This window comes from Desulfovibrio piger, assembly GCF_012843875.1.
In the GTDB taxonomy this organism is placed as follows: Bacteria; Desulfobacterota; Desulfovibrionia; order Desulfovibrionales; family Desulfovibrionaceae; genus Desulfovibrio.
On record NZ_JABAFY010000004.1, the window covers coordinates 57,794 to 79,005 of the forward strand.

Annotated in this window: 15 protein-coding genes; 4 read left to right on the forward strand and 11 right to left on the reverse strand. The window is 65.7% G+C overall.

Annotated elements, in window-relative coordinates:
- Position 1: 1 nt before the first annotated feature.
- Positions 2-1,519 carry a uroporphyrinogen-III C-methyltransferase gene (cobA, locus tag HF854_RS01955; RefSeq protein ID WP_168934769.1) on the reverse strand — a complete coding sequence of 506 codons (1,518 nt, stop codon included), beginning with the start codon at positions 1,517-1,519 and terminating at the stop codon, positions 2-4.
- On the reverse strand, positions 1,520-3,019 hold the full coding sequence (locus HF854_RS01960) for a leucyl aminopeptidase (RefSeq protein ID WP_040369722.1): 1,500 nt from the start codon (positions 3,017-3,019) through the stop codon (positions 1,520-1,522).
- Positions 3,020-3,209: 190 nt separating this feature from the next.
- Here HF854_RS01960 and hemW point away from each other — a divergent pair, with 190 nt between their 5' ends.
- A complete protein-coding gene (gene hemW, locus HF854_RS01965) occupies positions 3,210-4,376 on the forward strand; it encodes a radical SAM family heme chaperone HemW (protein WP_168934770.1) in 1,167 nt (388 codons plus the stop codon).
- Positions 4,377-4,796: 420 nt separating this feature from the next.
- Here hemW and asnS read toward each other — a convergent pair whose 3' ends face one another.
- Positions 4,797-6,161: an asparagine--tRNA ligase gene (asnS, locus tag HF854_RS01970; RefSeq protein ID WP_168934771.1), complete on the reverse strand. Its 1,365-nt coding sequence runs from the start codon at positions 6,159-6,161 to the stop codon at positions 4,797-4,799.
- A gap of 254 nt (positions 6,162-6,415) precedes the next feature.
- Here asnS and HF854_RS01975 point away from each other — a divergent pair, with 254 nt between their 5' ends.
- Positions 6,416-6,886, forward strand: coding sequence for a hypothetical protein (locus HF854_RS01975; RefSeq protein ID WP_239465015.1), 471 nt, complete (start codon positions 6,416-6,418; stop codon positions 6,884-6,886).
- Positions 6,887-7,198: 312 nt separating this feature from the next.
- Here the strand turns inward: HF854_RS01975 and HF854_RS01980 are convergent, their stop codons facing one another.
- The 6 genes from HF854_RS01980 to HF854_RS02005 all read right to left on the reverse strand — a co-directional run bounded on the left by HF854_RS01980 (position 7,199) and on the right by HF854_RS02005 (position 15,960).
- Positions 7,199-8,092, reverse strand: a complete 894-nt coding sequence (locus HF854_RS01980; RefSeq protein ID WP_168934773.1) for a DNA polymerase III subunit delta' — start codon at positions 8,090-8,092, stop codon at positions 7,199-7,201.
- Between the two features lie 262 nt (positions 8,093-8,354).
- Positions 8,355-9,632 (reverse strand): adenylosuccinate synthase, encoded by a 1,278-nt coding sequence (locus tag HF854_RS01985; protein ID WP_168934774.1) that lies wholly within the window; start codon positions 9,630-9,632, stop codon positions 8,355-8,357.
- 295 nt (positions 9,633-9,927) lie between these two features.
- Positions 9,928-12,468 (reverse strand): YidC/Oxa1 family membrane protein insertase, encoded by a 2,541-nt coding sequence (locus HF854_RS01990; RefSeq protein ID WP_168934775.1) that lies wholly within the window; start codon positions 12,466-12,468, stop codon positions 9,928-9,930.
- 36 nt (positions 12,469-12,504) lie between these two features.
- Entirely contained in the window at positions 12,505-13,839 is a 1,335-nt protein-coding gene (locus HF854_RS01995) for a CDP-glycerol glycerophosphotransferase family protein (RefSeq protein ID WP_168934776.1), read from the reverse strand.
- On the reverse strand, positions 13,836-15,314 hold the full coding sequence (locus HF854_RS02000; protein ID WP_168934777.1) for a phosphotransferase: 1,479 nt from the start codon (positions 15,312-15,314) through the stop codon (positions 13,836-13,838). Before HF854_RS02000 ends, HF854_RS01995 begins: the two co-directional genes overlap by 4 nt.
- Before the next feature lie 283 nt (positions 15,315-15,597).
- Positions 15,598-15,960 (reverse strand): hypothetical protein, encoded by a 363-nt coding sequence (locus tag HF854_RS02005; protein ID WP_168934778.1) that lies wholly within the window; start codon positions 15,958-15,960, stop codon positions 15,598-15,600.
- A 216-nt stretch (positions 15,961-16,176) separates the two neighbouring features.
- Here HF854_RS02005 and HF854_RS02010 point away from each other — a divergent pair, with 216 nt between their 5' ends.
- Together HF854_RS02010 and HF854_RS02015 are read left to right on the forward strand one after the other, a co-directional pair.
- A complete protein-coding gene (locus HF854_RS02010) occupies positions 16,177-17,457 on the forward strand; it encodes an IMP cyclohydrolase (RefSeq protein WP_168934779.1) in 1,281 nt (426 codons plus the stop codon).
- A gap of 80 nt (positions 17,458-17,537) precedes the next feature.
- Positions 17,538-19,097 (forward strand): cobyrinic acid a,c-diamide synthase CobB, encoded by a 1,560-nt coding sequence (locus HF854_RS02015; RefSeq protein WP_168934780.1) that lies wholly within the window; start codon positions 17,538-17,540, stop codon positions 19,095-19,097.
- Positions 19,098-19,473: 376 nt separating this feature from the next.
- Here the strand turns inward: HF854_RS02015 and HF854_RS02020 are convergent, their stop codons facing one another.
- The gene (locus HF854_RS02020; RefSeq protein WP_168934781.1) at positions 19,474-20,052 is read right to left on the reverse strand and encodes a nitroreductase family protein; all 579 of its coding nucleotides are present in this window, start codon (positions 20,050-20,052) and stop codon (positions 19,474-19,476) included.
- Between the two features lie 370 nt (positions 20,053-20,422).
- The gene (locus HF854_RS02025; protein ID WP_072336188.1) at positions 20,423-21,067 is read right to left on the reverse strand and encodes a redox-sensing transcriptional repressor Rex; all 645 of its coding nucleotides are present in this window, start codon (positions 21,065-21,067) and stop codon (positions 20,423-20,425) included.
- Positions 21,068-21,212 lie beyond the last annotated feature (145 nt).

Here is a 21,212-nt window from a genome sequence, read left to right on the forward strand (position 1 = left end):
TTTACCTCTGCGGGCTGTAGTGAGCTTTCAGGGCCTCCACCAGCGCGGGGATGGTGTAGGCCTCGGGCTGGATGTGGCAGGGCAGGCCGTTGTCGGCCAGGGTCTTGGCCGTGACCGGGCCGATGGCGGCCAACTTCACTTCAGGATGGGCGCGCAGCTCGTCCGCCGGGATCAGGGAGAGGAAGTTCTCCACCGTGGAGGAAGAGCCGAAGGTCACGCAGTCCAGGGTGCCGTTCTGCATGGCGGCCAGCACTTCGTCCTTGCGGGCGGCGGCGGGCACGGTCTCGTAGGCGGCGATGACGTCCACCTGCGCCCCGGCCTTGCGCAGCTCGTCGGGCAGCACTTCGCGGGCCTTGGCGGCGCGGGGCAGGAGCATCTTGACGCCGGCCACGGGGCCCATGGCCAGCAGGCCTTCCACCACGCCCTCGGCCACATAGCGGGCCGGGATGAAGTCGGGCTCGATGCCGCGTTCGCGCAGGGCGTCGGCCGTGGCGGGGCCGATGGCCGCCACCTTGCACTGGCCGATGGCGCGGCTGTCACGGCCGCAGGTGGCCAGGCGCTTCCAGAAGCGACGCACGCCGTTGACCGAGGTGAAGATGATCCAGCCGTATTCGGCCAGACGGGCCACAGCGGCGTCCAGCTCGCTGTAATCGGCCAGGGGGCTGATCTCGATGGTGGGGCACTGGATGACGTTGGCGCCCAGTTCGGTCAGGCTTTGGGCCAGGCCGCTGGCCTGTTCGCGGGCGCGGGTGACCACGATGCTGCGGCCGTACAGCGGGCGCTGTTCGAACCAGCCCAGCTGGTCGTGCAGGGAGCAGACCTTGCCCACCACGATGACCGAGGGATTGCTGAATTTGTTGTCCACGGCGGCCTGGGGCAGGGTGGAGATGGTGGCCACCAGGCTGCGCTGGTAGGGCGTGGTGCCGCGGTAGACCAGAGCGGCCGGGGTATCGGGATCCATGCCCGCGTCCAGCAGATGCCGGGCGATGTCGGGCAGGTTCTTCATGCCCATGACGAAGACCAGGGTGGAGGCGCTGGCGGCCAGGGCCTTCCAGTTGTGCACGGAACCGGGCTTGTCCGGGTTCTCGTGGCCGGTGATGATGGTCACCGACGAGGCGAAGTTGCGGTGGGTCAGCGGGATGCCCGCATAGGCCGGGGCCGCGATGGTGCTGCTGATGCCGGGCACTTCCTCAAAAGGCACGCCGGCGGCCAGCAGTTCTTCGGCTTCTTCGCCGCCGCGGCCGAAGATGTAGGGGTCGCCGCCCTTGAGGCGGGCCACCACCTTGCCTTCCTTGGCCTTGCGCACCAGCAGGGCGTTGATCTCGTGCTGGGGCAGGGCATGGTTGCCCGCCACCTTGCCCACGTAGATGCGCTCCGCATCGGGGCGGACATGGCCCAGCAGCGAGTCGTTGGCCAGTGCGTCATAGACCACCACGTCCGCGCAGGCCAGCGCGTCACGGCCCTTCAGGGTCAGCAGCCCGGCATCGCCGGGACCGGCTCCGATAAGATAGACCTTCATTTATACGCCTCCACGCGCCAGTTCCAGCAAGGTGCGGGCGCCGAAGCCCGTGGAACCCACGGGGCAGAGCGCCGTCTTCTTGGTTGCCCAGTCCACGCCGGCGATGTCCAGATGCGCCCAGCGCACGCCCTCACGCACGAAATGCTTGAGGAAGAGCGCCGCGTGGATGGCCCCGCCTTCGCGCGGGCCCATGTGGCAGATGTCCGCCACCTCGCTCTTGAGGTTGTCTTCGTAGCCCTTCCACAGGGGCAGGGGCCAGTAATTCTCACCGCCCACGGCACCGGCGGCACGGATGTGCTCGGCCAGGGCGTCGTCATCGCAGAACAGGCCCGCCACCTGCGTGCCCAGGGCCACGGCGCAGGCGCCGGTCAGGGTGGCGATGTCCACCACGGCCGCGGGCGTCCACTGCTTCTGGGCGTAATCCAGGGCGTCGCACAGGGCCAGACGGCCTTCGGCGTCGGTGTTCTGGATCTCCACGGTATCGCCGGAAGCGGCGCGCACCACGTCGCCGGGGCGCATGGCATTGCCGCCGGGCATGTTCTCGGCGCAGGCCATGATGCCCACCACGCGGCGGGGCAGCTCGTCCCCGGCGCAGGCCACCAGCGTGGCCAGCACGGCGGCGGCCCCGCTCATGTCGCCCTTCATGGCGTGCATGTTGGCAGCGGGCTTGAGGCAGATGCCGCCGGTATCGAAGGTGATGCCCTTGCCCACCAGCACCAGGGGCTTTTCCTGCTCATGGCCTTCGGGAGCATGCTCCAGCACGATGAGGCGCGGCGGACGGGCAGAGCCCTGGCCCACGGCCAGCAGGCAGTTCATGCCGGCTTCGGCCAGATCCTTCTCGTCCAGCACGGTGCACTTGAGACCGGCATCGGCGGCCAGCTTCTGCGCTTCTTCGGCCAGCAGGGCGGGAGAGAGCAGGTTGGACGGCGTGTTGTCCAGACGGCGGGCCAGGCACACGGCCTCGGCCGCGCGTTCGCCGCGGCGGGCGGCCTGCTGGCCGCCGTCGGGCACGAAATCGCCCTCAAAGGCCACGGCCAGCCACTGGGGAGCCGCGGGGGCGTCCTTGGCGGGCTTTTTGAGATCGTATTTGTACAGGGCCAGGCAGGCGGCGTAGACGCTTTCTTCCACCAGGCGCTCACGGCCGCCGGGCAGGGTGGCCAGCTGGGGTTCCAGCAGCAGGATGGATTCCAGGCCCAGTTCGTGAGCACGCTGCACACCGGTGGCCACGGCCGTGCGGATGTCGTCCGTGGTCAGGTCTTCACGGGCGCCCAGGCCGATGGCCAGCACGCGCGGCACGCGCAGTTCGGGATGGCCGTGCAGCAGGGCCTGCTGGCCCTTCTTGCCCTGGAAGTCGCGCATGGCGGGCGCAATGGCCAGCCAGGGAGCCAGATTGTCCAGCGCGGGGCAGGCTTCCAGCATGTTCTCGCCCTGGCAGACAGGCACTATGAGAATCTCGGCCTTCCACTGGTCGGGGCCGAGGCATTGAAAACGGATGTCCATAAATTTCTCCGAAGCATCGAGATGAACGGGCGTCCCGCAGCGCGGGACGGCGACGGCGGGTTGCCATCGCGAGGAGCAGAATATACGCTGTGCCGTCGTTTTTGCCAAGCCGCGAGGCGCTTTGCCGTCCCGGGGCCCTTTCCTCTCCGGCCTGTGCCGTCATCCCTGCCCATCCGCATCCCCTTTCGTCATGCTCGTCTACATCCACGTCCCGTTCTGCCGCTCCCGCTGCCGCTACTGCGCCTTCCACTCCCTGCCGCTGGGCCCTGCCTCGCCCGACAGTTCGCCCCGGGTGGCGGCCTACCGGGACAGCCTGCTGCGCGAGCTGGATCTTTGGGCCGCGCGCCTGGGCAGGCGGCCGGTGGAGAGCGTCTTTTTCGGCGGCGGGACGCCCAGCCTGCTGCCGCCCGACTTCCAGGCCGCCGTGCTGGAGCGCATCGACCGGCATTTCCATCTGGCGGCCGGGGCCGAGATCAGCATGGAGGCCAATCCCGAATCCCTGCTGGCCCGCCGGGCCGTGGACGCCTATCTGGCCGCGGGCATCAACCGCATCTCCATGGGCGTGCAGAGCATGGACGACAGTTTCCTTTCCCTGCTGGGACGGCCGCACCGGCGCGCCGACGTGCTGCGGGCCGTGGAGCATCTGCGGGCCGCGGGCTGCCGCAATCTGGGGCTGGACCTCATGTGGGGCCTGCCGGGACAGGATACGGCCCACTGGCTGGCCACGCTGGAAGACGCCCTTGCCCTGGAGCCGGAGCATGTCTCGGCCTATGGCCTGACGCTGGAAGAGGGCACGCCGCTGGAACGCGACTGGAGCGCCGGGCGTCTTTCCCTGCCCGAAGATGACGAGCAGGAACGCATGTATCTGGAAGGCATCCGCCTGCTGGCCGCGCACGGCCTGGAACAGTACGAGATCTCCAGCTACGCCCGCCCCGGCTTTTTCAGCCGCCATAATATGGGCTACTGGACGGGTGCCGACTATCTGGGCCTGGGCCCGGCGGCCACGTCCACCCTGGAGGGCCGCCGCTGGACCGATACGCCCGACCAGGCGCGCTGGCAGGCCGACATCGACGCCGGACGTCCCGACCATGATGCCGAGGCCATCACGCCGCGCATCCGGCTGGAGGAGCGGCTCATGCTTTCCTTGCGTACCTGCGCGGGCTTCGGGCTGGCGGAATACACGTCCCTCAGCGGCCGGGATTTCATGGCCGACCACGGCGACTGGTGCCGCGAGCTGGTCGTCGCCGGTCTGGCCCGTCTGGACGGGGACAGGCTGGCGCTCACGCCGCAGGGCCTGCTGGTCTCCAATGCCGTGGTGGCCGATCTGTTTGAGCGTCTGGACGAGCTGGGGATGTAAAGAGATCTGTTGGGCGGGCGAGGGGAGAGGGACACCCTTTGGGAAAAGGGTGCTCCCTCTCCCCTCGTGCTCCCCTCTCCCTTCCCAAAACCTTTGCTCCGGTCCCTGGACAATGTCGGGAGCGCCCCGGGCAGCCGTTGGCGTTGGTCTCCCGAAAGGTTTGGCGGGTGGAGGAGGCCGGACCCTTTCCTAAACAGGCTGCGGACAGGTTAAGCTGGCAGACATCGTCCCGATAAAAACGGCCGGCATCCTGCAAAGGATGCCGGCCGTTTTTAGGTGTTGCGATGCTGTGGGCTCGGGCGCGGGAGGCACGTCCCTCCGGGTAAAGCGCGCCGGGAAGAGCGCGGGAGGAGGGGATTCTTTTCGATCTGGAAGAGAGATTCCCCCCTCAAACCATGCCTGCCGCCGCAGGGCTCTTGCCTAGAATTCCAGGCTGCCGGGAGTGCGGGGGAAGGGGATGACGTCGCGGATGTTGGTGATGCCGGTGAGCATCATCAGCAGGCGTTCGAAGCCCATGCCGAAACCGGCGTGGGGCACGCTGCCGAAGCGGCGCAGATCCAGATACCACCAGTAGTCCTCGGGCTTCTGGCCCATCTCGGCGATGCGGACCAGCAGCTTGTCCAGGCGCTCTTCACGCTGGGAACCGCCGATGAGCTCGCCGATGCGGGGCACCAGCACGTCCATGGCCGCCACGGTCTCGCCGTCGTCATTGCCGCGCATGTAGAAGGCTTTGATCTCCTTGGGATAGTCATAGACGATGACGGGACGGCGGAAGTGTTCTTCGGCCAGGAAGCGCTCGTGCTCGGTCTGCAGGTCCACGCCGAAGGCCACGGGGAAGGTGAACTCCTTGCCGCTGTCTTCCAGGATGTGGATGGCTTCCCGGTAGGACACGCGGGCAAAGGGCTGGGCCAGCATGCCCTTCAGACGGTCGATGAGGCCCTTGTCCACGAAGTTGTCGAAGAGTTTGAGGTCGCTCTCGCAGCGGGTCAGGGCATGGTCCACCACATGGCGGGTCAGGCCTTCGCCCAGCTCCATGATGTCTTCCAGTTCGGCAAAAGCCATCTCGGGCTCGATCATCCAGAACTCGGCGGCGTGGCGCGGGGTGTTGGAGTTCTCGGCGCGGAAGGTGGGGCCGAAGGTGTAGACGCGGCCCAGGCCCAGGGCCAGGGCTTCGGCTTCCAGCTGGCCGGACACGGTCAGGTTGGCCTGACGGCCGAAGAAGTCCTTGGAAAGATCCTTTTCACCGGCGGGCAGGGCGGTCACGCGGAACATCTCGCCCGCGCCCTCGCAGTCGGAACCGGTGAGGATGGGCGTATGCACCCAGGAAAAGTGCTGGCTGTGGAAGTAGTCATGCACGGCGCGCGCCGCTTCGGAGCGGATGCGGAAGGCCGCGCCGTACTTGTTGGTGCGCATGCGCAGGTGGGCGATGCCGCGCAGGAACTCGTCGGAGTGGCGCTTCTTCTGCAGGGGGAAGGATTCGGGATCGGCCAGGCCGAACACGCGGATGCTCTCGGCACGCACTTCCCACTTCTGTCCCTTGCCGGGGGAGGCCACCAGCTCGCCGGTGACGGCCACGGAAGCGCCGGTGTTGGCATCGCCCAGGCCTTCGTGGGCGGCGGTGCCCGCATCCACGATGCACTGCATGTTGGTCAGGCAGGAACCGTCGTTGATCTCCACGAAGCTGAAGTCCTTGGCATCGCGGCGGGTGCGGATCCAGCCGCAGACGGTGATCTGGCGCTGCGGGGCCTCGGAGGCCAGGGCATTGACGATAAGGGTGCGTTGCATGACGACTCCTTGTGTCGCAAAAAGGTAGAATGTGTATGGATAAGGCTCTTGCCGTATGTTCGGGACAGGGGACGCGGTCCTGTAAGCGGAACGCACCCCAACATGTTACTATAACGGCAAAGACGGCGCCCTTCAAGGCCGGGAGCCGGGGCGGTGCCGGGGGATGGAGCTTGGTTTTTGGGCGGGAACGTGCTTAGATGGAGGGATGGGACTGCCCTCCATCCCCGGCAGTCATGAAACAAGGAGACTCGGACATGAAAAAGATCGCCACGCTGGCCCTGTGCGTCCTGATGCTGGCCCTGACGGCCCCCGTGATCCAGGCGGCCACCCCCCAGGCCGGAGCGCCCAAGGCCGACAAGCCCGCCAAAGTCGATGCCCGCAGCACGCCCGTCTGGGTGGAGCTGGAAGGGACGGACAGCATCGGTGCCCGCCTGGGCATGCGCCTCAAGGAAGCCTTCAACGGCAGCAACCTCTTCAGCCTCACGGACAAGGACATGCCCAAGATGCGCCTGCTGGTGAGCACGCAGTCCGAATTCCCCGGCCGTCCGGGCGTGGGCTCCGTGTACTCCATCTGCTGGACCTTCACCCAGGGCGAAGGCTACCTGGGCTATCTGCTGGCCCGCGAAGTGGGCACCCTGACCTATGAGGAGATCGACGCCCTGGTCAACCGGCTGGTGGAGCGCACCGACGGTCTCTCGGTCAAGTACAGCAACCTCTGGAAGTAGTTTTTTCTGGGAAAAGATCGCTCTGCGCTGTTGAAAAAGCCGCTGTCCCCTTGGGGACGGCGGCTTTTTGCATGGCAGGACATGCACGCGGGAAGATGTGTTGACGAGGGGGAAGGAGGCCCTTTGGGCTGGCGCGACAAAAGGGCCTCCTTCCCCCTCGTGCTCCCCCTTCCTCCCCAAAACGCGCTCATGGCGTCCCGTGCTCCGCACAGGACGCGGATATCCGTCATGACGGGCGGTCGGGGGAGCTGCAAGCAGCCGTGCCGTCATGGGGCAGACCGGGACAGACGCAGGAAGCGGAGGGGAAAAAGGTCAGTTCCCCATGCGGGTGACGTGCAGGCGGGCGGCCAGGGCCTCCAGCACGCGGGCGGGCGTGACGTTGAAGCCCAGGGCCTCCTGCGCCTCGTTGAACCAGAAGCAGCACTGGACGCGCTTCTCGCGGGGCAGCAGGGCCAGGGCCGTGTCCAGGGGGCAGAGGGCGTCGTCATTGCCGGACATGACCCGGCTCATGGATTTCTGGCAGGCCAGCAGGATCTGCCCGGCCAGGCGGGCATCCAGGGCGTTGCGGGCGCCGGTGCGCTCGAACAGGCCGCGACCGCTGGTGATGAACAGGGCCAGGGCCTCTTCCCAGGGCTGGAGGGCCGGATCTCGGGAGAGGCTGTCGGGCCAGGGCAGGGTCAGGCAGAGGGAGCGCGAGACCAGCGTGGGCAGGAGCTGTTCGCGCTGGGCGGCCAGCAGGACGAAGCAGGAGGAGGGCGAGGGTTCTTCCAGCGCCTTGAGCAGGGCATTGGCCGCATTGCTGCGGTTCTGTTCCACGCCCATGAGCAGCACCACGCGGCGGCCCTGACCGTGGGGAGCGTCGCGCAGCTTTTGCTTGAGCTCGCGGATGTTATCCATGTTCAGGGCGCGGATGGGGCCGGGATGGGCCTCGTCGTCGGCGTTGCTGATGCGGCCGTCGTAGGCCAGCACGTCCAGATGTTCACCGGCATCGATCTGCATGCAGGTGGGGCAGATGAGGCAGGGCCCGCCCTCGCCGCCCGGCTGCTGGCAGTTGACGCAGGCGGCCCAGTAACGGGCCGCGGCCAGGCGCTGGGGCTCGGTGCCGCCTTCCAGCAGCAGGACCTGCGGCGGGTTGGCGGCCAGGCGGTGGAGCACCTCGCGGATGCGGTCGAAGTCCGGCGTGCTGATGTCCTGGAAAAGCGGCATGGCGTCCCTCGCGGTGCGGGAGCGTGATGGTCACGCACATGGCAGGGCTGCCCTGATGCGCCTCAGGCTCCACCAAAGATGGTTGGAAGGAAAAGGACCGGCCGGACAGGGTGGCATACGCCGCCGGCCGTCATGGTCCAAGCTCCCCCTGATAAAAGTTTTTGGAAAAGAGAGGGGGGAGCGCGAGGGGGGAGAGGGAGAACCTTTTTTCAAAAAGGTTTCCCTCTCCCCCCCTCGCAGGATCTATCTCAAGCGCGAACGCTTAACGGACGATGGTCTGGGCGCGGTCGGCACCCACGGAGATGAAGGAGACGCGCACGCCGGTGAGCTCTTCGATGCGGGCGATGTAGGCGCGCACGTTGTCGGGCAGCTGCTCGACGCTGGTGCACTGGCTGATGTCGTCCTCGAAGCCGGGCATTTCTTCATAGATGGGCTTCACGCGGCCCAGGGCGCCTTCTTCCTGCGGGGGGTATTCCAGACGCTGGCCGTCCAGTTCGTAAGCCACGCAGATCTGCAGGGCGGGCAGGTTCTGGAGCACGTCCAGCTTGGTCAGGGCGATGTCGGTAAGGCCGCACAGGCGCACGGTCTCGCGCAGGATGACCACGTCCAGCCAGCCGCAGCGGCGCGGACGGCCGGTGGTGGCGCCGAACTCATGACCGTTGGTCTGGATGTAGCGGCCGGTGTCGTCTTCCAGCTCGGTGGGGAAGGGGCCGGAGCCCACGCGGGTGGTGTAGGCCTTGACGATGCCCACCACGCGCTCCAGGGCGGAGGGGCCCACACCGCTGCCGGCGGCGGCGGAGCTGGCCACGGTGCTGGAGGAGGTCACGAAGGGATAGGTGCCGTGGTCGATGTCCAGGTGGATGCCCTGGGCGCCTTCGAACAGGATGTCCTGACCGGCGGCCTGGGCCTTCTGGATCTCGGAGGAGGCGTCCTTCAGATAGGGCGTGATGCGCGGGGCGATGGCCAGCAGCTCTTCGCAGACCTGGTTCTCGTCCAGGGTGTCGTACTTGTAGAGCTCGCGCAGCAGGACGTTCTTTTCCAGCAGGGCGTGATGCACTTTTTCGCGCACCAGCTGCGGGTTGGTGAGGTCACCGGCACGCAGGCCCACGCGGGAAGCCTTGTCCTCATAGCAGGGGCCGATGCCGCGGCCGGTGGTGCCGATCTTCTTGCCGGCACGCTTGGCTTCGCGGGCATTGTCCAGGCTCTTGTGGTAGGGCATGATCAGGTGGGTCTTTTTGCTGATGCCCAGACGGCTGGGGGACACGTCGATGCCCTTGGCCGCCAGTTCGTCCACTTCCTTGAGGAAGACGAAGGGGTCCAGCACCACACCGTTGCCGATCAGGCAGTTTTTGCCCTCGTGCAGGATGCCCGAGGGGATCAGGTGCAGGATGGTCTCCTTGCCCTGGACCTTGATGGTGTGGCCGGCGTTGTTGCCGCCCTGGAAACGCACGATCAGCCCGCTCTGCGCGCTGAGCATGTCCACAATCTTTCCCTTGCCCTCGTCGCCCCACTGGGCGCCGATAATGACCGTATTTGCCATATATCCACCTGCACTGCCCGCATGGCGCGGGCCAAGGCTGAAGTTTTGTCGTCCACACGCGAAAACCCCGTAGCCTGACGACTAAGGGGAACAACGTTGGCCGCAATGCCTTAGTTTTTTCTAGCCGCTAACAGCGGACAAGTCAAATGCCGGGGCCACCGGGGGAGAAAAATGGGTAAAATTTTATGAGATCCGTGTCCCGGCAGGGGCGGGGCCGCGAAAAAAGGGGGGAAGGGACATCCCTGCCGGGATGCTCCTTCCCCCCTTTCATGACGCTGCCGGAGCAGCGGGACCGTTATTGGTAGGCGCCTTCACGCGTGCACTTGGAGGCATCGAACAGGGTGCCTTCCATGCGGTACTGTTCGAAGATGTAGGCGTTCTCCTTGTGTTCGCTCCAGCGCGCGCCGCCGCGGGCATGGGTGAGGATGCGCGGCTTGGGCAGGGCGGCCGGGTCACGCATCTCGAACTCGTCGGAGGTGCCGACGCCCTGCAGGGCCAGGGTGGGCACGTCGGCGCTGGACATGAAGGCATCGCTGATGCGCAGCTCGCCGCGCTGATGGGGTTCCTTGACCATCAGGAGGGCGTGGGGACGGCCGGGAGCGTAGGGCGCGGTCTGGAAGACGGTGCCGTCGGGGAATTCCTTGCCGTCGTTGTAGGTACGCTCCACCATGGGGCTGTCGCTCTCGCCGTGGTCGGAGACCAGGATGATGCGCGTGTTGTCGTAGATGCCGGCTTCCTTGAGCTGGTCGAAGAAGATCATCAGGTAGCGCAGCAGATGGCGTTCGGCGTAGTAGTGTTCGGGCAGCAGGCCGTCGACGAAGAAGAGCTGGCCCTCGGTGGCCGGATAGGGGTCGGCCACGATCTCGGGCTGGCCGTCCTTGAGGTCGGGGGCGTAGTGCCACATGTAGTGGGACAGCATGGTGTAGAAGACCTTGGCCGTGCTGCGCGGGGCATCGGTGGTGATGCCCGAGGTGAAGGCGAAGCGGAAGAAGGCGTCGCCCGCGCGGCAGGCGTCCATGCTGGCCACCAGGATGCCGTCGCCGGCGTCATGCCAGTTGCCGTCGTCGTAGATCTTCTGCTTGATGATGTTGGGCGAGGCCTGGAACAGGCCCAGCATGGCGAAGAAGCTGCTGAAGTCCCGCAGGCTGGTGCCCTGGTGGTACTTGAGCTGGAAGTCGTCCTTGACCTGGGGCACGGTGGTGACGTTCTCCACCTTGCCGAGGTGACGTTCGTAGAAGTCCTGGTTGAAGAACTCCAGGCCGTTGAGCATGCAGACGTCGTAGCCGTGGGCCGCGAAGTTGCGGGGCATCACGGCAAAGGCGCTGTTGATGTTCTCTTCCAGGGTCACGTCGCGGCGGGCGTTGACGGCCGCCGGGCTGTAGGCGTGGCCGCCGTAGATGCTGGGCAGGCTCATGACCGTGGCGTCGGCCATGGAGATGGTGTCGGGGTACCAGACGAAGCCGTCCATGCCCTTGCGGAAGCCGTTGGTGAACCAGGGGTCGTCCAGCATCCGTTCGATATGGCCGCCGGTGAACATGTCCATGACGATGACGATGACGTTTTCGCCGTCCTTGGAATAGGACTGCATGTCAGCCACATAGGCGGGCGGGGTGAAGCTGGTCTTGGCCTGTTCGGGCTCTTCGGCGGTCAGGGCGTTCCAGGCCGTGAGGGCCACCAGGGAGAACACGGCGATGGAGAGCACGCGCGGCAGCTGCAGGCGCACCTTGGGGAAGGCGAACAGCAGGGCCGTCAGGCCCAGGGCCACCAGCACGGGCAGCAGGCCGTCCTTGAAGGTGCTCATGGGGCCGGTGAGGGCGGCCTCACGCAGGAAGCGGATGCCGTCCAGGGCGCCGAAGTGGCCGGGCAGCACGAAAAGGTTCACGAAGGCGAGGCTCAGGGCCCAGAAGGCCACGAAGGCCGGGATGGTCTTGGCCTTGGCCGGGAACCAGAGCCAGAGCACGAAGACCACGAAGAAGGTCAGCGAAAGGTAGCGCACCATGCCCAGCAGCACGTCCAGGGGACCGGCGGCGAAGAAGTTGGGGTCGCTGGCGTAGGACTGGAAGGGCACGTACAGGAAGATCAGGATGGCCAGACCGGCGCAGGACAGGCTGTAGACCGAGCGCATGGTGGCGGCCATGACGGTGTTCATGCCGCCCTGGGCAAAGCCGGGCTTGCGGAAACGGGGCAGGCGGATGGGCAGGCGCAGGTTCTGGAGCAGGAAGAAGACGTTGTTCATGGTCCAGAAGATGAGCAGGGCCGAGGCCGCGTTGTACAGCAGCGCCAGGAAGAAGAAGGCGATGATGATGGCCTGCAGGGTGTCCTTGCGCGTCAGGCCCGGGGTGGTCAGCGTGGCGATGATGTTGACCACGGTCATGACGATGGGCAGGGCGTTGACGCCCCAGAGCAGGCCGTCGGGCTGCGAAAGGTCGGGGATCATCAGGCAGGGCTGGCCCTGCAGCTGGGTGAGCCCCAGGATCATGTAGTACGCGCCGGTCAGGAAGGGGATCTGCAGGGCCACGCCGAAGGCCGAACGGACGGCCAGCAGCGGATGGTAGGCGTAGCGCTTGTAGAGGTTGTTGATGCGGCGCTGGCGCTCGGCCCCCTTGGATTCCTTGCGGATGCGGGCCAGCTGCGGGGCCATGATCATCTGGAGTTTCTTTTCCCGGGCTTGGGTGCCCACGGCCAGACGTCCCAGGGGGATGAAGGCCACGGCGCTGATGCAGGACAGGACGAGGATGCTCAGGCCGTAGTTGTGGGTGAACTGGAGGCTGCCGAGATAGATGGCCCGGTAGATGATCTCGATGGGCAGGATGAATATTTCATACAGAAGCGACATGGCGTTTCCTTGAAAGCATATCCGGCAAGGGCCGTGCTATTTCGCTTTGGTGGCGGCAGCTTCGGCCGCGTGTTCGGCGTCCATGCGGGCCAGGGTGTCCACGGTCCACTGGGCGATGGCTTCACCGCTCCGGCCCCAGCAGGCCACGGATTCCTCGCGGAAGGCGGCGATGGCGGAGGAAGGCGTCTTGAGGGCGCGTTCTACCACGGGCACGATGTTGTTGAAGTCCTCGGGCGAGACCACTTCGCCCAGACGGGCGGCCACGGTGTCTTCCCAGATGACGCCCAGGTCCGCCACCTCGTAGAGTTCGGGGTTGCGCACGGGGATGTCCAGGGTGATGACGGGCTTCTCGTAAAGGAAGGCGAAGTCGAAGCGCACGCAGGACTTGTCCGAGATCATGACGTCGGCCCGGCTCATGGAGGCGGTGGCGTCCATCTCGGTATCGAAGCTGACGTTGGGGTAGTCGCGCAGCATCTCGTGGATGGTGTCCAGCATCTCGGTCTCCACCTTGAGGGACTGGGGATGCGGGCGCAGGATCACGTCATAGCCGGCCTTGGCCAGATCCAGCAGGAAGTTGGGGCCGCAGATGTTGAGGCAGCCCTTGTTGCCCCACGAGGGCGCCACCAGCACCACGGGCGGGGTGCTCCGGCCTTCCTTCTTGCGGGCTTTGGCGGCCAGCTCGTCCAGATAGGGCAGGCCCAGGGAGACGCATTCCTTGGGCGGCAGGCCGCGCAGCTCTTCCACCTTGCGGATGCTGGGCAGCATGAAGTCGCCCACCATCAGGACGGCGTCGTAATGGTCCAGGGAGCCTTTCTGGTACATGGCGATGTCGCCCACGCCGTGGCAGATATGGGCCAGGTTGGTCACGCGGCGCGGACGCGGCATGGGGAAGCCGGGCGTGCCGATGTTGGGCGTGGTGGAGAGCATGATGTCGGCGCGACGACCGGCGGCGCGGGCAAAGGCCGCGGAACCCGTGCCGATGTAGCGCGAGTTCATGAGGTCGTTCTCGATGGTCAGGGCCGGGTCTTCCACATCCATGGTGATGTAGGAGAAGGGCACGCCGCGGCGCAGGAAGGCGTCGATGACGGGCTTGAAGGTGTAATAGTAGCTGCGGCCTTCGGAGAACATGAGGATGCGCTCGTGGTGCAGCTGCTTTTCGGGACGGCGCTCACCCTTGGCCCTGCCCATGATGGCGTAGACGATGTTCTTGACGAAATAGAGCACCGTACCCACCAGGCTGATGGCCAGGTAGACCAGCACGTTGCCCGTGCCGGGGTCGAGGTAGGCGTAGGAGGGCGCGGGGAACAGGGCTTCCAGCACCAGCCAGAGCCCCAGATAGGCGCCCACGGAAATCAGAAAACCGCGCTTCATGCCAGTTGTTCTCCGCGTTGCAGCAGTTTCAGGTTGCGGTCCATTTCCGCGATGCGGCCACGACCGTAGTCGATGCACTCGCGGTAGAAGCCCCACAGGCCCCAGATGTAATCCACGATGATCATGGCCTTGAGCAGGCGGGTGCGGTCCGCGCCGCTGGCTTCGATAAAGGCGTCCAGCAGGGGGCCGGAAAGACGGGTCTCGGTGACGAAGCTGGCGTAGTCCCAGTAGGGCGAGCAGAAGCAGGCGTACTCGAAGTCGATGAGCTTGATGTCGTCGCCCTTGCGCAGGATGTTCTCCAGCACGAAATCGCGATGGCAGAAGCGCTTCTCGTCGCTGTCCATCTCGCGGGCGAAATCGTAGAACAGGCTGCGCTCATGGTCGGCCAGCAGGTTGACGCCGCTCTGGCGTTCGTAGAGCTTGACCTCGGAAAGCACGGAGAGCACGGCGCTGGGGCCGTACTTTTCGCGGAAGCCTTCGGGCATGCGGATGTCATGCAGGCGGCGCATGATGTCCACCACCCCGCGCACCTCGAACCGGTCCAGGGTGTCGTGGTTCAGGATGCGGTAGCCTTCCAGAAAGTCCGTGGTCTTGATGCCGCCCGCGTAGAAGTGGCACTCGGGCGTGATGTCCAGATCCTTCACCATCTCCAGCATGGCCGCTTCCACGCTGCGGTCGATGATCTGGTCGGTGCCCTGGCCGGGGATGCGCAGCACAAGGCCCTTGCCGTCCAGCTGGATGTGATAGGTGTCGTTGGTCAGGCCCTTGAGCTTTTCGGCCATCTGGGTCTCGGAGCACTGGTCGGCCAGTTCGTCGGGCGTCAGCAGGCCCAGGGAAAGGGCGTCGCTCAGGCTGTCGATCTCGCAGAGCAGCATCTTCACCCGCGTGGCGTAGACGGGCACGCGGTCCAGGATGCGGATGACGGAGTCTTCCCAGTAGTCGTCCGGGCCGCTCCTGTCCAGTTCCTCGCGGATGAGGGCCGCTGCCTCCTCGGTCCAGTAGGAGACGCCGGACATGCAGTAGCCCGAGGGCGAATCCTTGCGCACGGAGACCACGCGGTCGTCGGCATCGGTGATCAGTTCCCATTCATGGCCCTGCTGGGTCTGCTGGCAGATGAACTGCGAGACCCCGGGACGCACCAGGGGCACCACCGGACGGCGGATGTAGGTGTCACCGTCGATGACCAGGCTGTCGCCCAGGCGGTGGGCCACCAGCTGGAGGGAGGAATAGTTGTTGGCCGTGGCATACTGCGCCGAGATGATGAGCTGGACGCCGTATTTGTCCACAAGATAGTTGAAGCATTCGTGCTTGTAACCGACCACCAGGGCGATGTCGGTGACGCCGTCGGCATGGAGCTGGCGGATGGTACGTTCCACCAGCGGATATCCGCCGATGTTGAGCAGGGGCTTGGGCTTCAGATAGGTGAAGGGGCGCAGACGCGTCCCGAAGCCGGCACAAAGAATGTTGGCACGCATGGGAACCACTCCTGTGCGTTGTGCAGGGATGTGACGGACATCCCCGATGCTGGTGAGGGGGACTGCGCTTGCGCAGGAAAACCTTATCCCCCGGGGTTCGCGATCCCGGATGCCGTATCCGGGGTGCGGAGGTTTCTCACGACACGCAAAAAAAGGCAAGGGCTGTCTGGCGGTTGTCGCCGGACGGGGCAGGCCGGGAGGTGCGGAAGACGGCCCGGCCCATGCTGTACAAGGCGAAGCGTTAGTTTTTTGTGAGCGGGATGCAGCGCGGGAAGGGCCCGGCTCAGTCGTCCTTGCGGGAGGGGGCCGTATCTCCCGGCGCGGGGCGGAACGAAAGGACGCGGCAGTGGTGCGGCGCGGGAGCTTCCGCCTGGCCCTGCATCAGGTCGAAGTCGGGGGCCAGGGGCTGGGCCGCGGGGGCGGGGCCGTCTTCATGCGGCTGGGCCTGCTGTGCCCAATAATAGTTGAACAGCTGGTTCTTGTAGCGTTTGGCCTGGATCATGGAAAAGACCAGGACGGCCTCTTCCCAGCGCTGGGTCGGTTCGAAACGGCTGGCGATGGTGGCGTACTTGCTCCACAGCGACATGAGCGACGCCTCGTCGAGGGCGTCCAGCTGGCGGGCAAGGCGGGTGAGCAGTTTTTCCATGGTTTCCTCCGGCAGAAGCGCGTATATCGCGCCGTCGTTATGGCCCATTTGCGGGCCTGCGTCAAATCCGGCGCCCCTCCGAGCCGGGGAGGCCCCTGCCGGCGGGCCTTCCTCCCCCCCCGGGGGACGCACTGGTGGAGAGGGGCGTTTTGTGCTACACCATTGCCGCGCCGCGAAGCGCTTTCACCTTTTTTGCTAGGCATACCTGGAGGCATCATGACGACCGACCTGAAGGCCATGTACAAGAAAGTCCACAAGGACGCTTTTCCCGAGACCATGACCATTTTGCTGGGTGACGAAAAGCTTGTGTACCACAAGCGCGTCTGGACCTTGGACAACGAGGAAAAAGGTCTGCGCTACGGCGAAAACCCCGACCAGCCCGCTGCCCTGTATGAACTGCGTGAAGGTGGTATCACCTGCGGCGGCCTGCGCTGGCGTGGCCCCGGTCAGGGCATCGTGTCGGCCATGACCGAAGCCCAGATGATCCAGGCCGGCAAGCATCCCGGCAAGACCAACCTCACCGACGTGGACAACGGCGCCAACATCCTGCAGTACCTCAGCGAGCGCCCCGCGGCCATCATCCTCAAGCACAACAACCCCTGCGGCGCTGCCTGGGACGACGGCGGCGTGGCCGCTGCCCTGGACAAGGCCTTCTGGTGCGACCGTATCGCCGCTTTCGGCGGCGCGGTGGTGGTCAACCGTCCCTTCACCCGCGAGGCCGCCGAGATGGTGGCCGCCAGCTACTTCGAGGTGGTGGCCGCTCCTGCCTATGAAGAAGGCGCCGTGGAGATCCTCAAGGGCCGCAAGAACCTGCGCATCATGGAACTGCCCGGCCTGGGCCGCCTGGACGAACTGACGCAGTCCGCCTTCCTGGACATCAAGAGCCTGGCCGACGGCGGCATCGTGGTGCAGAAATCTTTCGTGAACCGCATCCTCACCGATGCCGACTTCCTGCCCGCCGAAGCCACGGACAAGAACGGCGTCACCGTCACCGCCCGCAAGCCCAACGCCCAGGAAATGGCCGACCTGCGCTTTGCCTGGGCCGTGGAAGCCGGCGTGACCTCCAACTCGGTCATCTTTGCCCGCAACGGCGCCACCGTGGCCATCGGCACCGGTGAACAGGACCGCGTGGGCTGCGTGGAACTGGCCATCCACAAGGCCTACACCAAGTACGCCGATACCCTGGCCTTCCGCGAGCACAACCTCTCCTTCTACGAGCTCAAGCAGAAGGCCGCCACCGACGCCGCCCTCAAAGCCACTCTGGACGACATCCAGGCCCGTACCCAGGAAGCCCGCGGCGGTCTGCCCGGCACGGTGCTGATCTCCGACGGCTTCTTCCCCTTCCGTGACGGCGTGGACGCCGCCATGGCCCAGGGCGTCACCGCCATCGGCCAGCCCGGCGGCTCCATGCGTGACACCGAAGTCATCGCGGCCTGCAACGAAGCCAGCCCGCAGGTGGCCATGGTCTTCACCGGTCAGCGTTCCTTCAAGCACTAGTCTCCCGCAGGGCACGACACCGGCCGGTGTCGTGCCCTTTTTTCATATCCGCGGCCCTGCCGCCTTCCCGTCAGCCAAGGATGCCCGCCGTGTCTTCCCATCCCCGCACGCCCCGCACCGGGGCCTCGTCCGCCCGTATCTGCATCTCCGCCCTGTCCGGGGGCGGCGGCAAGACCCTGCTCTCGCTGGGCCTGGCGCGGGCCTTTTCCCGGCAGGGGCTGGCCGTCCAGCCCTTCAAGAAAGGCCCGGACTATATCGACGCGGCCTGGCTCTCGCTGGCGGCCGGACGGCAGGCCAGCAATCTGGACCCCTATTTCCTGTCCCCCGCGCGTCTGCGGGCCCTGTTCCGTCATGTGATGGGGCGCAGCGGGGCCCGGCTGGCCCTGCTGGAAGGCAACCGCGGCCTTTTCGACGGCATGGACGTGCGCGGCTCCTGCGCCACGGCCGAACTGGCCCGCACGCTGGACTGCCCGGTGCTGCTCAGTCTGGATTGTACCAAGATGACCCGTACGGCCGCTGCTCTGGTGGCCGGGGTACGGAATTTCGAGCCCGGCCTGCGTCTGGCGGGCGTGGTGCTCAATCAGGTGGCCTCGGCCCGGCATGAAGGCATTTTGCGTGAGGCCATCACCACCTACACGGACGTGCCCGTGCTGGGGGCCATTCCCCGCCTGCGGGAGAATCCCCTGCCGGAACGGCACATGGGGCTCGCCTCGCTGTGCGGTGACGATCTGAGCCCGCAGGCCCAGGAGATATTGGAAAAACTGGCCGATGTGGTGCGCGACCATGTGGATATGGACCGCGTGTTATCCATCGCCGACGACCTGCCCGCTCTGCCCGAAGAGCCGGATTTCTGGGACGAGACCGCCTGGGCCGGGGAGGGCGCTGTGGTCCCTTCCGGCGAAGGGCAGCCTGTGGTCTGCTCCGAGGCTCCGGCCCCCGCTGCCGGGGCTGGGACGTCCCCCCGGGCGGATGCCCCGCGCATCGGCTATGTGCGCGACCGGGCCCTGTGGTTCTATTATGAGGAGAACCTCGAAGCCCTGCGCCGGGCCGGCGCGGAGCTGGTACGCCTTTCCTTGCTGGATGACGCGGCGTGGCCGGAGCTGGACGGCCTGTATCTGGGCGGCGGTTTCCCCGAAGACTGGGCCCGGGAGCTGTCCGCTTCGCCGCATCTGGCCCGGCTGGGTACACTGGCCGCCAAGGGCTTGCCCATCTACGCTGAATGCGGCGGCTTCATGGTCCTGGCTTCGGCTCTGGAGCGTGACGGGCAGCGCTGGCCTATGAGCGGCATCTTTCCCGTGGAGACCCGCTTCTGTCCCAAGCCGCAGGGCTTGGGCTATGTGCGGGCCGACGTGGTGCTGCCCAATCCCTATTTCCCCCAGGGCTCTGTCCTGCGCGGACATGAGTTCCACTACTCCCTCTGCCACGAGCCTGCCGCCGTCAGCGGCCGTCTGGATCATGCCCTGCGCCTGCGCAAGGGCACGGGCATGGGCCGCGATGCTGAGGGCCACGGCCGGGATGGTCTGGTGAGCGGCCGGGTCTGGGCCGCCTATTGTCATATCTTTGCGCCGGCAGTGCCCGGATGGGCCCCCCGTTTCGTGGAGCTGGCCCGTTGCTACCGCCAGGAACGGACTGGGGGATAGAAAAGGTTTTTATGAGGGGGGAGAGGGACACCTTTTTGGAAAAAGGTTCTCCCTCTCCCCCCTCATGCTCCCCCCTTTCCCTTCCAAAAACTTTTATCAGGAGGCGTCGCAGGATATGGCGGGCCTGCTGACAGGGCTATGGCGGGTACGATCAACGGACAGGAATTCGCCCTGTCTGGTTTTGATGAGAGAAAAGGCAGCGTTCCCGGAATATTGGCTCCGGGAACGCTGCCTTTTTTGCTGTGGGGGAACGGAGGATGCGGGAAGGGAGCGGTGACCGGAGGCAGCCCGAAGAGCCTGCCCATGGTTGATGCAGGCGTCTTGCGGGGCCCGGCAGCAGAGATATGGGGCTCCCCCCAGTGTGTCCTGTGCGTTCCTAAAAACGGTTCAGGATGAGCTTGTCCAGGGCCAGCTTGGGCACATAGTGCACCTGCTCGGCGTCACGCCAGTAGCCCAGGGCGCCGCTTTCGGGCACGTCGGCCACACGGCGCACTTCCTTGGCCACGCCAAGGCCCAGGACCAGCGTGGGGCGCAGGTCGTCGGGAAGCTGGACCAGTTCGCTCACGCCGCTATGGTCGAACGAGGCGATCATGCAGCAGCCCCAGTCACGGCTGGAGGCCGCCAGCTGGATGGTCTGGGCCGCGATGCCGGTATCCAGCCAGACCAGGTCGCCCGCGTTCTTGGGCATGCTCATGACGATGAAGCCCGTGGGGCGCTCACCGGGGAAGGGCCCCCCCCAGTCCTTGAGGGCCGCCGCCCATTTGGTCATGCCGAACAGACGCCGGCAGGTCTCGCCGGGGCCCACGAGGCTGTAACGCAGTTGCTGGGCGTTACGGGCGCAGGGGGTCAGGCGGGCGCAGTCCACCAGCCATTCCAGATCCGCCATCTGCAGCGGACGCTCTTCTTCGAAACGGCGGCAGGTACGGGCCGCCAGTGCCAGTTGCTTGAAATCCATATGGGCTCCGCAGGTGAGAAGGGATCGCCGGGATCGCCCGGCGGGGAGGAGAAAAAAATAGCACCTGCCGGAGCACGCGTCTACCGTGGGCAGAGCGGCTGCGGCGAAGCGGAAGGCATGGTCGGGATGCGATGTGGCGGCACGGCCGGGAAATGCTGGCGGGCAGGGCGAACAGACCTGCAGTCACATAAATGGAGCTAGGGGAGAGGATTTGTCTGCGCAGGGCCGTAGGGGAGCCATCGTGCCGTCCGCAGCTCTCGGGCACGGCGCCATGCAGAGAACCTTGGCGTATGGCCTGCTGCGGGCGGTCAAAGACAAGAAAGGGGAGACGCCTGTGGGCGTCCCCCCTGAAAAATCATGGCGGCCTGGCCTAGCGGTGCTGGCTCGTGTGATCGAAGGCCAGGGCGTAGAGATGGTGGAAAAAGTCCACATACTCCACATGCACATGGTCCGGGGTCTTGATGCGCGCCGGGGCGAAATTGAGGATGGAGGTGATGCCCGCATCCATCAGGTGCTGGGCCGCACGCTGGGCGCGTTCGGGCGGCGTGGTGATGATGCCGATCTCGATGTTCTGCTCGGCCACCATGGCCTTGAGATCCTTGGTGCAGTGCACTTCCAGGCCGTGGACGATCTCGCCGATCTTGAAGGGGTCGCAGTCGAAGATGCCCACGATGTTGAAGCCGCGGGCGCGGAATTCACCGTGGTTCAGGATGGCTTTGCCCAGGTTGCCGACGCCCACGAGCGCCATGCGCCATTCACGGTCGACCCCCAGGGAGGAGGTGATGGCCGCAATAAGGGAGGTTATGTGATAGCCCACGCCGCGGATGCCGAATTCGCCGAAGTAAGCCAGGTCCTTGCGGACCTGGGAGCCGTTGACCCCGCAGGCTTCGGCCAGGGGGTTGGAGGAGATGACTTCAACGCCGTCGCGCGCAAAATTTTCCAGCACCTGCACATAGGTGGCCAGGCGCTGGATCGTGGCGCGGGGGATGTGTTTGCTTTTGGGTTCCGTGGGCATAATCAATACCTGCTCAAGCTTGTGATGCTTTTGTGAAATTTAGTCTTTTCAATTTACTGGAAAAAAAAAGAATCCGCAAGCACCGGAAATACAACCTTTATTCCTTGCATGCCCGGGCTGGCGAAATGATATGCCAATATAATCA